Genomic DNA, 13461 nt, shown 5'->3' with positions numbered 1-13461 from the left:
GCATCAGCGGCGGTGCCAGCTTCTCATTCGGCACCATGACCGGTTCGGGCGGCATCAGTGCCGCTAATGACAAAATGAACAGCGACTACAACCCGGTGGTTGAGCAGTCCGGTATTTATGCCGGTGACGGCGGCTTTGATATCACGGTGGGCGGGCATACGCAGCTCGATGGCGCGGTGCTTGCCAGCACAAGTTCGGCGGATAAAAACAGCCTCAACATCGGCACGTTAGGCTTCAGCGGCATCGGCAATAAAGCGGCAGATACAGATCCCAAAGCAGGACAACCGCCCTGCTTTGGTTCTACGACTTTGCTTCAAAACCGATTAGCTTTCTTCGGCCAGATACATCTTACGAAGGTAATGCGGTACCGCGTCGTCGGCGTTGGATCCGATGATTTCTGCATCCGGCATGGCGGCTTTCAGACGTGGCAACGAACCGCTCATCAGACAACCTTTACCGGCCATGCTCAGCATTTCCAGGTCATTGAGACCATCACCAAAGGCGATGCAATCCTTCAGGGAATAGCCCATCAGCTTGGAGACATATTCCAGCGCATGCCCTTTCGATACGCCGCCTGCCATCACTTCCAGACATACCGGCAGTGAGAAGCTGACATTCACACGGTCGCCCCAGCGCGCATTGATCGCTTCTTCCAGTGGCAACAGTTTTTCATGATCTTCACAGGTGAAATACACTTTGCAGATACCGTCAGTTTCCAGCAAACCCGGTTCATACAGTTTGTATTTGAAAACGGATTCGCGGAAAAAATCATCCTGATCGGCGCGGTCACGGTTCATGTACCAGTCATCGTTGCGATAAACGTTGGTCAGAATATCCGGATTGTTATGCATGATGCCGAACAGGTCTCTGGCGATGTCTTCATCCAGATTGTGCGAGAAAATCAGGTCACCGTCGGTGTTATGCACGCGCGCACCGTTGGAGGTGATCATGTACGCACTGATTTCCAGATTGTCGCGCATCTGCGCTACATCGATATGGTGACGCCCGGTGGCGAACACGAAATGCACGTCGCGCTGGGTCAGCAATTTCAGCGTCTCTTTGGCGAACGGGCTCAGGGTATGATCAGGTGATAGCAGCGTGCCATCTAAATCGGAAGCAACAACATGGTACATAGCGTTAGGTTCTAACCTCTGATGGAGTTGTGCGCGGCGAACCGCGGATTAATGCTGTCGCGCAAAAAAGCGCATGATAGCGTCCAGCGCCTGTGCCCTCAGGTCGTCCCGTTCAAACAGGATCTCATGGCGCGCGCCTTCAATGACCAGCGGTTTTTCCCCTTCACAAGGGTGTCCCGCAACGGCCATGGCCTGACAAAAAGCAAGATGGGACCGGTTATCCACCACACGGTCTTCGCTCGCCTGCAATAACAGAACAGGGGTGGTGATTTTTTCGGCTTCTTTCAGGATATGCATCCCCGCCTCAATCCCTTCACGTACCCAATGATAGGTTGGCCCGCCGACCTGCAGCTCAGGGTAATCGGCATAAAAACGCAGATTACGGCGATAACGCTCACGGCTGTGTGTCAGGCGGTTGACCACAAACGGTAATGGCCGCCAGTGACCGGTGCCCAGCGCATAGCCGTCACGGCGTAGCGGACGATTCTCCGCCCAGTTGAGGATCCGGCGGGAAATCCAGCCCGGCATCGGCAAATAAATGCCGGTCATCGGCGCGAGTAACGCCGCTGCATCAAACTTGTCCGGATTTTTCGCCAGAAACAGCGCCAGGATCGCACCGCCCATGGAGTGTGCCAGCGCGAACTTTTTCGCGTACTGACGTGGGGCAATCTCCAGCTGATAAAAGCTTTCGAAATCCTCAACATAATCGTCAAAATGCTTAACGTGGCCACAATGCGGATCGTCGAGCATACGCCCGGAACGCCCCTGACCGCGGTGATCGACAATCATGACATCGTAGCCGCAATGGAATAAATCGTAGGCTACTTCAGGATATTTTACGTAGCTTTCTATACGACCCGGTGACACCACGATGACTTTATCATGCGCGGGGGAACAGAACCGGACATAGCGGATCGGGACATCGTCAACGCCGCTAAACTCGCCTTCTTCGCGCGTACGCCAGAAATCCAGCAAAGGTCCGGTCGCGAAGGCGGAAAACTCCTTCTCTCGTGTTAACCACTTCCCAAAATTCACAGGCATTCAATGATCCAAAGTCGTCAGGCAGGGAGGAGGAAAAGTGTTATTTGTGAGTTATAGCGCAATTATAAACAATGGCGTATTGTGCCATAAAACAACATAAAACGTATTCAGGGAGTCTCGCAATGACACTTGACTGGTGGTTAACCTACCTGCTCACCACTTCTATTTTAAGTTTATCCCCCGGCTCCGGTGCCATTAACACGATGAGTACGGGCATCAGCCACGGCTATCGCGGGGCGGTGGCGTCAATCGCCGGGTTACAACTCGGGTTATCCATCCACATCGTACTGGTCGGTATCGGGCTGGGCGCACTGATCTCATCATCGCTGATGGCCTTTGAAATTCTCAAATGGCTGGGTGCGGCGTACTTAATCTGGCTGGGTATTTGCCAGTGGCGTTCTGCCGGTGCGATTGATCTGAGCGCGCTCGCCAGCAGTATGCCGCGTCGCCGTTTATTCAAACGCGCCATCCTGGTGAACCTGACCAATCCAAAAAGCATTGTGTTTCTGGCCGCGTTATTCCCGCAGTTTATCATTGCGCACCAGCCTCAGGCTGCACAATACATGGTACTCGGCGTGACCACCGTCGTTGTCGATATTATTGTGATGATCGGTTACGCCACGCTGGCCACGCGCATCGCCGGCTGGGTGAAAGCCCCGAAACAAATGCAGTTGCTGAACCGCATTTTCGGCTCACTGTTTATGCTGGTGGGTGTGTTGCTGGCAAGTGCCAGAAAGGTTTAACGCCGCAAAATGCAAAAAGGGTTCGGCATCAACCGAACCCTTTTTCATGTGCAAAATGCGTTGATTAACGATTCACGATAAGCGCAACACCAAAGCCTGCAAACACCACGCCTGCCACGCCATCAATCCATTTTGCTAAACGCTGATATCCGCGACGCATTTTCGGCAGGGCAAAAACCAGCGCCACTAACGAGAACCAGGCCAGGGTTTCCACCACAATCAGCAGAAATATACCCAGACGCTCGCCACCGCTGACACTGTCGCCAACGAACATAGAGAACACGCTGCCGAAGTAAATAACAGCTTTAGGATTCGAAAGATTGGTCAGCAGCCCGCGCATAAACGTGCGGCCACGGGCAGGCAGCGTTACCGGAGTGTCGTCGCCGTTTTGTTTTTTAGCACGTGCTGATTTCATCAACTGCCAGCCCATCCAGCACAGATACAGGCCGCCGCCGACGGTGATGATCTGATGCAGCCAGGCCATTTTTTGCAGAATTAAATGTAATCCCATCAGCGCAACCGCTGCCCACACCAGTACGCCGAGCGTAATACCAATCACACCCATCATGGCTTCTTTACGCGACCGGCTGGCGGCGGTTTGTGAGACAAAGAAGAAGTCCGGCCCCGGACTCATCAGCGCGATCAGATGAACCATCGCAACCGTCAGGAATAGCATCAGCATGATTAACTCTCTGTGTTATGTGTAGGAAACAGAATTCTTATTCGTCGCCGTTATCGATGTGATCGCGGATCATCGCCATAAATGGCCTGCCGAATTTCTCCAGCTTACGCTGACCAACACCCGTGATGTCCAGCAAATCGCTCGCGCTGACGGGCAGATGTTCAGCCATTTCCAGCAGCGTCGTGTCGTTAAATACCACGTACGGCGGCACATTATTGTCATCCGCCAGTGACTTACGCAGTTTACGCAATTTAGCAAACAACTTACGATCGTAATTCCCGCCGTAAGTTTTCTGGCTGGCACTGCTTTTAATTTTGAGCGTCTGAATACGCGGCACGGCCAACTGCAACGGGATTTCGCCCCGTAAAACCGGACGCGCCGATTCCGTCAGTTGTAACGCTGAGTGCATGGCAATATTTTGCGTAATCAGCCCGAGATGGATCAGTTGGCGAACCACGCTGGTCCAGTGTTCGTTGCTGTGTTCTTTGCCGATGCCGTACACAGTCAGCTTGTCGTGGCCGTATTCGCGGATACGCTGGTTGTTCGAACCGCGCAGCACTTCGACCACATACCCTAAGCCAAAACGTTGTCCGACGCGCGCAACGACCGACAACGCTTTCTGCGCATCCAGCAAACCGTCATAGCGTTTTGGCGGGTCAAGACACACATCGCAGTTACCGCAGGCGTTCTGTTTGCCTTCACCGAAGTAATTGAGCAGCACCAGACGGCGGCAGGTTTGCGCTTCCGCAAACGCATTCATGGCATTCAGCTTATGGCGTTCAACATCCTGCTGAGCGCCCGCCGGTTTCTCTTCCAGACAGCGGCGCAGCCAGGCCATATCAGCCGGATCGTAAAGCAGCACCGCTTCGGCAGGCAGGCCGTCACGCCCTGCCCGGCCCGTTTCCTGATAATAAGACTCGATGGTGCGTGGAATATCAAAGTGCACCACAAAACGCACGTTAGGTTTGTTGATGCCCATCCCGAAGGCGACGGTGGCGACCACAATTTGCAGGTCGTCGCGCTGGAAACCTTCCTGCACGCGAGCGCGGGTGTCGTTATCCAGCCCGGCGTGATACGCGCCGACGCTCAGCCCGCGGCTTTGCAGACGGGCGGCTGTGTCTTCCACTTTGGCACGGCTGTTACAGTAAATAATGCCGCTTTTACCGCGCTGATCCTGCACAAAACGAATCAGCTGATCGAGCGGCTTAAATTTTTCCACCAGCGTGTAACGGATATTCGGGCGATCGAAACTGCTGACCTGAATCAGCGGATCGTTCAGCTCCAGCAGACGGACGATATCGTTACGTGTGGCCTCATCGGCGGTTGCGGTCAGGGCAATCACCGGCAGTTGCGGATAACGCAGTTTCAGCTGGCCGAGCGCGCGATATTCCGGGCGGAAATCGTGGCCCCATTGGGAAATACAGTGAGCTTCATCGACGGCAAGCATCGCCGGATTCCACTGTTGCAGCTGCTCGAGGAAATCGCCCATCATCAGGCGTTCCGGCGCGATATACAGCATTTTGATACGTCCCGCACGGCAACCGGCCATCACTTCCAGCTGTTGCTCACGGGTTTGCGTTGAGTTCAGGCAACCGGCTTCAACGCCTGCGGCCATCAGCTGGTCGACCTGATCTTTCATCAGCGAGATGAGCGGCGAAACAACCAGCGTCAGGCCGTCCATCACCAGCGCGGGAATTTGATAGCACAGCGATTTACCGCCGCCTGTTGGCATCACTACCAGACAATCCCGGCCAGAAAGGGCGGTATTGATGATAGTTTGCTGGCCTGGTCTGAATTGCTGATAGCCGAAGGTATCGCGTAATACCTGATGAGCCAGCTCTTCTTTGTTTATCACTGCCGCCGTAGACACTCAATTCCCCAACTGTTCAAACCACCCGGCTAAGCCCTAAAGCCGCCGGGGCTGTACTGCACCGACATAATATACCCTAAATAATTCCGGGTGCGGCCAACGCAACTGCAACCAGAAGTATGGCGCAATTACATGATGTCGTTAAGCATAATACCCACACCGATACGGGTCTGCTTATGGTTGTAGTCGATCAATGACTCGCCGTAGCCGCTAAATACCTGAGTATAGAAGCGAACCTGTTTGGAAATCGGGTAGCTCCAGCCAGTCGTCGCACCGCCGTAACCGGTATTCCAGTTGTAACGGCTTTCCACGCTGAACACGCTGTCACCCCACGCATAACCGACTTTCAGGCGGTAATAACCCATGTATTTGTTGATGTCCGGGTTATCGTCGTTTTCATCGCTTTCAGGGATGCGGTACCACGGTTTTAAATCCACCTGCCAGTTACCGTTTTGCGCCATGAAACGGGCATACACGCGGTTCCAGCTGCGGGACGTCGGATCTGAGCGGCCGTTAGACTGATGGCTGACACCATATTCTGCTTCGCGCAATGTCCAGCCGAGGAAATCGTAATCCGTTGCCCAGGCGAGGAAAAGCTGTGGCTCGTAGTTGGTCTCACGAAAAGGTGAAGACTCGCCGCTGTTGGAAAGCTGCCAGAATGATTTTTGCGTGTAAGACGCGCCGAGCACCGAGTTATCACCCGCAATTCCACGCCACAACGGGAACGCCAGGCTGAGCTGGAACTCGACTTCATCATGACGTGCTTTATCTGCCCAGTCGTAAGACTGAATGGCTTTCTTGTTGATATTGCTGGTATCAGTGTAAATCAGGTAGTTTTGTTCGTAAGGATATAATGTGAACGGGTTGTCGTGCTCCTGCAACATATTCGCAATAATACTTCCGCGTACCGCAGGTTTATCATGCACTTCCTGCACAGTGGCCTCTGCGGCGTGTCCCAGCATTGGCATCGCCAGCATGGCGGCTCCGACAGCCCAATTTTTACGCATTATTCCTTACCCTCACCCTAAAGTTATCGACTGATTATTTTTGAAAATATGCCGTCTGCCCGGCCAACCACGCGCTGACTAAAATCCGGAAATCTCAAAGCAGGGCATTTTACACACAAATACATTTCTACATGAGTACTGAATACATTTATCCTTCGCTGTGTAGAAATCCTTCCTGCCCGCACCTAAAATCAACACTTCGTTAACTTTTTCGGCGAACATACTGTCCACTCGTTTTCGTCAGGAATTTATTCATGTCTGCTTCATCTCTCAGCCACGAGGCTGCCCTGCAACTGATCGGCAATATTTTCGTTTACGATATGCCGTTTAACCGCGAACTGGGCCTCGAGCTGAAACGTCTCGACTGCGACTACGCAGAGTTAAAATTTACCAACCAGACAAAACTGGTGGGCAATGCCGCACAAAAAATCCTGCACGGCGGGGTAATTGCTGCGGTGCTGGATGTCGCCGCCGGTCTGGTCTGTGTGACCAGTTCACTGATCCGCCGCGACAAACCTGATCACCCGTTACTGGAAGCCGAAATGCGTCAGCGTTTATCCAAGATGGGCACCATCGATTTACGCGTTGATTACCTGCGTCCGGGCCGTGGCGAGTATTTTATTGCCTCCGCCAGCCTGATCCGTGCCGGGAACAAAGTCTCCGTGGCGCGCGTGGATTTACACAGCGACACGGGCATTCACATCGCGACCACTACGGCGACCTATATGGTGGGCTGAGATCAGGTAAACTCCGCTTCTTTCCTTACTCTTTTTTCAGGTACCCACATGGACGCACACCGTACCCGGCAAGGTGTTATTTTTGCCTTTATCGCCTATCTGATCTGGGGGATCGCGCCAGCGTATTTCAAGCTCATCAAACAGGTTCCGGCGGATGAAATTCTGACTCACCGGGTGATCTGGTCTTTCTTCTTTATGTTAGTGCTGCTCTCCGTCAGCCGCAGCTGGGGCGATGTCCGCCGGGTATTGGCACAACCGAAGAAAATCGGCATGTTACTGATTACCGCCCTGCTTGTCGGTGGGAACTGGCTGATTTTTATTTGGGCAATTAATCATAATCACATTCTGGAAGCCAGCCTCGGCTACTTTATCAATCCGCTGGTGAATGTGGTGCTTGGCATGCTGTTTTTGCGTGAACGATTCCGAAGTTTGCAATGGTTCGCCGTGGCGCTGGCTTTCGCCGGGGTGCTGGTGCAGGTGTGGGTATTTGGTTCCGTGCCGGTCATCGCCATCGGGCTGTCCCTGACATTCGCCTTCTATGGCCTGCTGCGTAAAAAAATAGGCGTAGATTCGCAAACCGGGATGCTGATTGAAACCCTCTGGTTGCTGCCGGTGGCCGGGATTTATCTGTTCTTTATTGCCCACAGCCAGACCAGCAATCTGGCAGCGAATCCGTGGTCTCTGGATTTATTGCTGATGGCGGCCGGGATTATCACCACCATTCCGCTACTGTTCTTTACCGCCGCCGCTGCCCGGCTGAAGCTCTCCACGCTGGGCTTTTTCCAGTATCTCGGGCCAACGCTGATGTTCCTGCTGGCCGTGGTGTTTTACGGTGAAACCGTCAACACCTCACAACTTATCACCTTCGGCTTTATCTGGGTGGGACTGCTGTGCTTTATCGGCGATGCGCTCTACACGCAGGGGCGTTTACGACGAGGAAGAAGCGGACACAGCACTGCGTGAGATAAAGCGCGCCATCGCGGGGCCGGTTGCCAGGATGGTGATCAGACGCAGCGTCTGCATCGCCATCACAAAACCTAAATCGGCGTGGCTGCCCGCCGCAATAATCGCCACGGTGTCCAGCCCGCCCGGGCTGGTCGCCAGATAAGCCGTCAGCATATCGACGTGCAAAAGTTTGGTCAGCACCCATGCCATGCCCCCGCAAATCAGCATCAGTCCGATAATCGAGGCAATCATCTGAGGCAGCGTGCGTAAGGCCAGTTTGAAAATCGGACGCGTAAAGCGCAGCCCGACACTCCAGCCAATCAGCGTGTACGCCATCGCCAGCAGCCATTCCGGCACTTCTAAGGTCACCGTTCCGGTGGAATGCAAAACCGCGCCGACAATGGCCGGAAGCAGCAGCGCGCCGGAAGGGATACGCAGGCGCGGCCCCAGCCAGACACCGGCTACTGCCAGAAATAGCGTGGCAAAGAAACGCCAGGTGAGCGGCGGGAACCAGACCACTGCCGCCGCCAGCGATGCGCTGTCGCCCATAGCCATACGCGCAACAAATGCGGCAGCCGTGGCAACAAACAACACGCGCAGATACTGCATAAACGCCACCAGACGGACATCCGCACCGAAATCACCGGCCATCGCGACCATGGCGCTGGCACCGCCGGGTGATGAACCCCACGCGCCGGTCGGGCCGGGTAACTGGCTAAAACGTACCAGCAACCAGCCGGAAAGTCCGCTGGCAAGCAGCGTCGCCACCAGCACCATCAGCACCAGCGGCCAGTCATTGAGTAACGGTGGCAGAATCGAGGGCGACAGACTTTGCGCGATCATACAGCCCAAAATGCCCTGCGATATTTTGAAGAACAGCGGATGAATACGCACGCTGGCACCCAATAAACCCATGACGACGCCGACAATCATCGGCCCGAGCAGGAGCGCAGCGGGAACGTGGAAGGTCTGAAAAATAATGCCCAGAATCAGTGAGGAAACGACGAGGATAAACCACTGCCCCGCCGGAACCATCCTTTCCATCAGCATGGTCGGTTATAACCAGTTTTTACGTTTGAAGTACAGGTAAGGCGCCAGCCCGGCGAGGATCATCAGCGCAATCGCGCCCGGATAACCGAATGACCATTTCAGTTCCGGCATGAATTCAAAGTTCATCCCGTAACTGGAAGCCACCAGCGTTGGCGGCAGGAACACCACCGAAACCACCGAGAAAATCTTAATAATGCGGTTCTGTTCGATGTTGATAAAACCCATCGCCGCCTGCATCAGGAAGTTAACTTTCTGGAACAGGGATTCGTTGTGCGGCAACAGGGATTCGATATCGCGTAATACTTCACGTGCCTGCTCAAGCTGACCTGCGGGTAAACGAGCCTTACGCACCAGGAAATTCAGCGCGCGCTGGGTATCCATCAGACATAAACGCACTTTCCAGCCGATATCTTCCAGTTCTGCCAGCGTGGAAAGTGCAGCATCGTATTCGTCGCCCTGATGCCCTTCCATGATCACGCGGCTGAGTTTTTCCAGATCACTGTAGATATTTTCAATTTCATCCGCCAGTTGCTCTATTTTAGTTTCGAACAAATCCAGCAGCAGTTCATAGGCGTTGCCGTCAACCAGCGTCTGGTTGCGGGCACGCATACGGTAGAGACGAAATGCCGGTAATTCGCGCTCACGCAGGGTATACAGACGACCTTCGCGCACGGTAAATGCCACGGTGCTGTTGCCGGCATGATCTTCGGCATCTTCATAGTAAAAGAAGGAGTGAATGTGCAGGCCGTCTTCATCTTCAAAGAAACGTGCAGAAGCTTCGATGTCGTCCAGTTCAGGACGTGTCGCCAGGCTTTGCCCTAATTCACTTTGAACGCGCTCACGCTCCAGCTCGTCAGGTTCGACCAAATCCACCCACAATGAGGTTTTGAGATCGTCTGACTCGTCCAGCTCTAAACGGGATAAGCGGCTGTTTTCTAATTTAAAAGCACTCAGCATGTGCCCGTTCTCCCAAAAATGACAGAAAGTGGACAACGCGTTGAAGCACAAAAAATCACGGGGTGAGAATTGTCACCGGCGTAATTCAGACCAAATTCAGATCTGACTCACAGCGACAGAACGGGGGTCGCTGACAACCACTAAGGCCATCAGCAAAGAGGAGGGCCTTAGAAGTGGTACCTAATGAACAGGTTATTGAGCCAGTATCTACTGGGTGTGTCCAAGGCGAAGTTCCTCATTGATAATAGTGCGCGCATGTTACGCCGGGAATAAAAAGACTGTCAACCGCGAACAAATCTATTCTGGCAACATTTATGCATAAATTTCAGGCTGGCCTGATAACCTTACCGGCTTATCGGAGGGTGCTTTTTTGGCTACACTCAATGCCCTGATCTCCCCTCACTTTTCAGATACCCAAAATGATTAAGCAGATAAACCAAGATACGTTATGCGACCTGATCACCAAGGCGGCGCATTCACCGCGACTGCGTCAAAATCTGAATATGCATCCGGCGCCTGAAGATGACGTTCAGCGTCTGGCCATCGCCATGGAACCCGGCACTTATGTGCGCATTCACCGCCATCCACACACCTGGGAAATGCTGACCGCCCTGCGTGGTCGCTTTCTGGTACTGATTTACGATAACAGCGGCGAAGTCACCGACCGCCTGTGGCTCGGCGCAGAAACCCGTCTGCTGGAAATCCCGGCCAATACCTGGCACAGCGTGCTATCTCTCGACGAAGGCGGCGTGATTTTTGAAGTGAAACACGGTGCGTATCAGCCAGTTCAGGAACAGGATTATCTGCCAGGCACCGCGCCGGAAGGCGAAGAAGGTGTCAAAGAAATGCTGGAATGGTATGCGAAAGCCGAAGTGGGTGAAACATTTAGCCTCTGACCTTTCGGCTCCTCCCCCTGCGAAGGGGGAGGATGGGAGGGGGTTTTACAGACAAAACAGGAGATTAAGCGCGCTTAAACGTTGGTTTTTGACCTTAATACCCCACCCCAACCCTCCCCTTCGCAGGGGAGGGAGTTAAAAATCAGACGGCTTCGAGGCGGGCGTAGGCGGCAACCAGCCACTTAATCCCTTCGCCCGGGAACGCCACCTGCAGACGGCTGTGTTCGCCGCTGCCTTCCATATTGACGATAGTACCTTCGCCGAATTTAGGATGCACAACGCGCTGGCCGAGTTTGAAGCCGGTGTCGCTGACGCTGGTTGGCGTGCCGACGCTGCGGTTGCTCATCGGGCGTGACACACTGGCGCGCATCCTGACTTCTTCGACACAATCTTCCGGCAGTTCGCCGACAAAACGTGACGGGCGATGAGACACTTCTTTGCCGTATAAACGGCGGGTTTCCGCGTAGGTCAGGGTCAGTTTCTGCATAGCGCGGGTGACGCCGACATACGCCAGACGGCGTTCTTCTTCCAGACGTCCGCCTTCTTCCAGCGACATCTGGCTCGGGAACATGCCCTCTTCCATGCCGACGATAAACACCTGCGGGAACTCCAGCCCTTTGGCCGAGTGCAGTGTCATCAGCTGCGTAGCGTCCTGATTGGCATCCGCCTGCCCTTCGCCTGCTTCGAGCGCGGCATGCGACAGAAACGCCTGCAGCGGCATCAGATCTTCGTCTTCATCCTGATAGCTGAACTGGCGTGTTGCTGTCACCAGTTCCTCTAAGTTTTCGATTCGCGCCTGCCCTTTTTCGCCTTTTTCCTGCTCATACATGATGAACAGGCCGGAATCTTTAATCACCCGGTCAGTCTGCACGTGCAGCGGCATATCTGAGGTTTCATGCGCCAGTGCGTCAACCAGTTCGGTGAAGCGTTGCAGTGAAGATGCCGCACGACCTGCCAGCACTTTTTCCTGCAACAGCGCGCGGGTGGCCTGCCACATGGTCATCTGACGATCACGTGCTGTCTGGCGCACCACATCCAGCGTGCGGTCGCCGATGCCGCGCGTCGGTGTGTTCACCACGCGCTCAAAAGCGGCATCGTCATTGCGGTTCGACATCAATCGCAGATACGCCAGCGCATCTTTGATTTCCTGACGGTCGAAGAACCGCTGACCGCCATAAATACGGTATGGCATCGCCATCTGCAATAAGGCTTCTTCCAGCACACGCGACTGGGCGTTGCTGCGGTAAAGAATGGCGCAATCTTTCAGCGCACCGCCGTTGTCCTGCCAGGTTTTGATGCGGTTAACCACAAAGCGCGATTCATCCAGTTCGTTGAATGCGCAATAGAGTGAAATCGGTTCGCCTTCGCCGTCCTCGGTCCACAGGTTTTTACCCATACGGCCATTGTTGTTTTCAATCAGTGAGTTGGCGGCTTTCAGGATGGTGCTGGTTGAACGGTAGTTCTGCTCCAGACGGATGGTTTGTGCATTCGGGAAATCTTTCAGGAAGCGCTGGATGTTTTCAACCTGCGCACCGCGCCAGCCGTAAATCGACTGGTCATCATCACCCACGATCATCACATTATTGTTGTCACCTGCCAGCAGGCGGATCCACGCGTACTGAATGCTGTTGGTGTCCTGGAATTCGTCCACCATCAGGTTGGTAAAACGTTCGCGGTAATGCTGCAAAATATGCGGCTTGTTCAGCCAGAGTTCGTGGGCGCGCAGCAACAGCTCGGCAAAATCCACCAGCCCGGCACGGTCACAAGCTTCCTGATAGGCCTGATAAATGCGTAACCAGGTCGCTTCAACGGGATTGTTGTAGGTTTCGACATGCTGCGGGCGCAGACCTTCGTCTTTTTTGCCGTTGATGTACCACATCGCCTGACGCGGGGGCCATTGTTTATCGTCGATGTTCAGGGCTTTGATCAGGCGTTTGATCAGACGTATCTGGTCATCACTGTCGAGGATCTGGAAATCCTGTGGCAAATTGGCGTCTAAATGGTGTGCACGCAGCAAACGGTGCGCGAGGCCATGGAAGGTACCAATCCACATGCCGCCCTGACTGGTGCCGATCAGCTGGTCGATACGGTGGCGCATTTCTGCCGCCGCTTTATTGGTAAATGTGACGGCCATAATAGAATACGGCGAGCACTTTTCTACCGCCAGCAACCACGCTATGCGGTGAACCAGCACGCGGGTTTTGCCACTGCCTGCTCCGGCCAGCACCAACAGATTGCTGCGCGGCGCGGCCACGGCTTCACGTTGTTTTTCATTCAGGCTGTCGAGCAGGTCAGAAACGTCCATAGGCACCGTTTGTCAGATGAGAAAAGCACTCACGCGAAAATTATCGCCGCGAATGCATTTCCACTGTGAATTTATACAGAGTAATTTAAGAAGGG

The 13461-nt window shown here is 54.0% G+C and carries 12 protein-coding genes; 4 read left to right on the top strand and 8 right to left on the bottom strand.

Features of this window, described 5'->3' with window-relative positions:
* Positions 1 to 323: 323 nt before the first annotated feature.
* Together yigL and pldB are read right to left on the bottom strand one after the other, a co-directional pair.
* The gene (gene yigL / locus DXU84_RS21630) at positions 324 to 1133 is read right to left on the bottom strand and encodes a sugar/pyridoxal phosphate phosphatase YigL (RefSeq protein ID WP_037035470.1); all 810 of its coding nucleotides are present in this window, start codon (positions 1131 to 1133) and stop codon (positions 324 to 326) included.
* A gap of 48 nt (positions 1134 to 1181) precedes the next feature.
* Positions 1182 to 2174: a lysophospholipase L2 gene (gene pldB, locus DXU84_RS21625; RefSeq protein ID WP_013577503.1), complete on the bottom strand. Its 993-nt coding sequence runs from the start codon at positions 2172 to 2174 to the stop codon at positions 1182 to 1184.
* Between the two features lie 122 nt (positions 2175 to 2296).
* On the opposite strand from pldB, the gene rhtB reads away from it, so the two are divergent.
* On the top strand, positions 2297 to 2917 hold the full coding sequence (gene rhtB, locus DXU84_RS21620) for a homoserine/homoserine lactone efflux protein (RefSeq protein ID WP_112152369.1): 621 nt from the start codon (positions 2297 to 2299) through the stop codon (positions 2915 to 2917).
* Positions 2918 to 2981: 64 nt separating this feature from the next.
* Here the strand turns inward: rhtB and rhtC are convergent, their stop codons facing one another.
* From rhtC to pldA, 3 genes are all read right to left on the bottom strand, one after another.
* A complete protein-coding gene (gene rhtC, locus DXU84_RS21615; RefSeq protein WP_013577505.1) occupies positions 2982 to 3599 on the bottom strand; it encodes a threonine export protein RhtC in 618 nt (205 codons plus the stop codon).
* A 37-nt stretch (positions 3600 to 3636) separates the two neighbouring features.
* Entirely contained in the window at positions 3637 to 5469 is a 1833-nt protein-coding gene (gene recQ, locus DXU84_RS21610; protein WP_013577506.1) for an ATP-dependent DNA helicase RecQ, read from the bottom strand.
* A 128-nt stretch (positions 5470 to 5597) separates the two neighbouring features.
* Entirely contained in the window at positions 5598 to 6476 is an 879-nt protein-coding gene (pldA, locus tag DXU84_RS21605) for a phospholipase A (RefSeq protein ID WP_013577507.1), read from the bottom strand.
* 254 nt (positions 6477 to 6730) lie between these two features.
* On the opposite strand from pldA, the gene DXU84_RS21600 reads away from it, so the two are divergent.
* Both DXU84_RS21600 and rarD read left to right on the top strand, forming a co-directional pair.
* Positions 6731 to 7213: a thioesterase family protein gene (locus tag DXU84_RS21600; RefSeq protein ID WP_013577509.1), complete on the top strand. Its 483-nt coding sequence runs from the start codon at positions 6731 to 6733 to the stop codon at positions 7211 to 7213.
* 48 nt (positions 7214 to 7261) lie between these two features.
* Entirely contained in the window at positions 7262 to 8176 is a 915-nt protein-coding gene (gene rarD / locus DXU84_RS21595; protein ID WP_112152371.1) for an EamA family transporter RarD, read from the top strand.
* On the opposite strand, the gene DXU84_RS21590 is transcribed toward rarD, so the two are convergent.
* Together DXU84_RS21590 and corA are read right to left on the bottom strand one after the other, a co-directional pair.
* A complete protein-coding gene (locus DXU84_RS21590; protein WP_013577511.1) occupies positions 8141 to 9208 on the bottom strand; it encodes an AbrB family transcriptional regulator in 1068 nt (355 codons plus the stop codon). The two genes, rarD and DXU84_RS21590, sit on opposite strands and share 36 nt — an antisense overlap.
* A 6-nt stretch (positions 9209 to 9214) precedes the next feature.
* Positions 9215 to 10165 (bottom strand): magnesium/cobalt transporter CorA, encoded by a 951-nt coding sequence (gene corA, locus DXU84_RS21585; protein WP_013577512.1) that lies wholly within the window; start codon positions 10163 to 10165, stop codon positions 9215 to 9217.
* A gap of 419 nt (positions 10166 to 10584) precedes the next feature.
* Here corA and DXU84_RS21580 point away from each other — a divergent pair, with 419 nt between their 5' ends.
* Complete coding sequence (locus tag DXU84_RS21580; protein WP_112197603.1) at positions 10585 to 11061, top strand: WbuC family cupin fold metalloprotein; 477 nt, start codon at positions 10585 to 10587, stop codon at positions 11059 to 11061.
* Positions 11062 to 11203: 142 nt separating this feature from the next.
* On the opposite strand, the gene uvrD is transcribed toward DXU84_RS21580, so the two are convergent.
* Positions 11204 to 13366, bottom strand: a complete 2163-nt coding sequence (gene uvrD / locus DXU84_RS21575) for a DNA helicase II (RefSeq protein ID WP_013577514.1) — start codon at positions 13364 to 13366, stop codon at positions 11204 to 11206.
* Positions 13367 to 13461: the final 95 nt, after the last annotated feature.

The organism is Rahnella sp. RcJ3 (genome assembly GCF_009498575.1).
GTDB lineage: Bacteria > Pseudomonadota > Gammaproteobacteria > Enterobacterales > Enterobacteriaceae > Rahnella > Rahnella aceris.
This window is presented reverse-complemented; position numbering and strand designations above follow the sequence as displayed.

Excerpts from the sequence above, each read along its gene's own strand:
- yigL (WP_037035470.1), bottom strand. The coding sequence starts at position 1,133 with ATGTACCATGTTGTTGCTTCCGATTTAGATGGCACGCTGCTATCACCT.
- pldB (WP_013577503.1), bottom strand. The coding sequence starts at position 2,174 with ATGCCTGTGAATTTTGGGAAGTGGTTAACACGAGAGAAGGAGTTTTCC.
- rhtB (WP_112152369.1), top strand. The coding sequence starts at position 2,297 with ATGACACTTGACTGGTGGTTAACCTACCTGCTCACCACTTCTATTTTA.
- rhtC (WP_013577505.1), bottom strand. The coding sequence starts at position 3,599 with ATGCTGATGCTATTCCTGACGGTTGCGATGGTTCATCTGATCGCGCTG.
- pldA (WP_013577507.1), bottom strand. The coding sequence starts at position 6,476 with ATGCGTAAAAATTGGGCTGTCGGAGCCGCCATGCTGGCGATGCCAATG.
- DXU84_RS21600 (WP_013577509.1), top strand. The coding sequence starts at position 6,731 with ATGTCTGCTTCATCTCTCAGCCACGAGGCTGCCCTGCAACTGATCGGC.
- rarD (WP_112152371.1), top strand. The coding sequence starts at position 7,262 with ATGGACGCACACCGTACCCGGCAAGGTGTTATTTTTGCCTTTATCGCC.
- DXU84_RS21590 (WP_013577511.1), bottom strand. The coding sequence starts at position 9,208 with ATGCTGATGGAAAGGATGGTTCCGGCGGGGCAGTGGTTTATCCTCGTC.
- corA (WP_013577512.1), bottom strand. The coding sequence starts at position 10,165 with ATGCTGAGTGCTTTTAAATTAGAAAACAGCCGCTTATCCCGTTTAGAG.
- DXU84_RS21580 (WP_112197603.1), top strand. The coding sequence starts at position 10,585 with ATGATTAAGCAGATAAACCAAGATACGTTATGCGACCTGATCACCAAG.
- uvrD (WP_013577514.1), bottom strand. The coding sequence starts at position 13,366 with ATGGACGTTTCTGACCTGCTCGACAGCCTGAATGAAAAACAACGTGAA.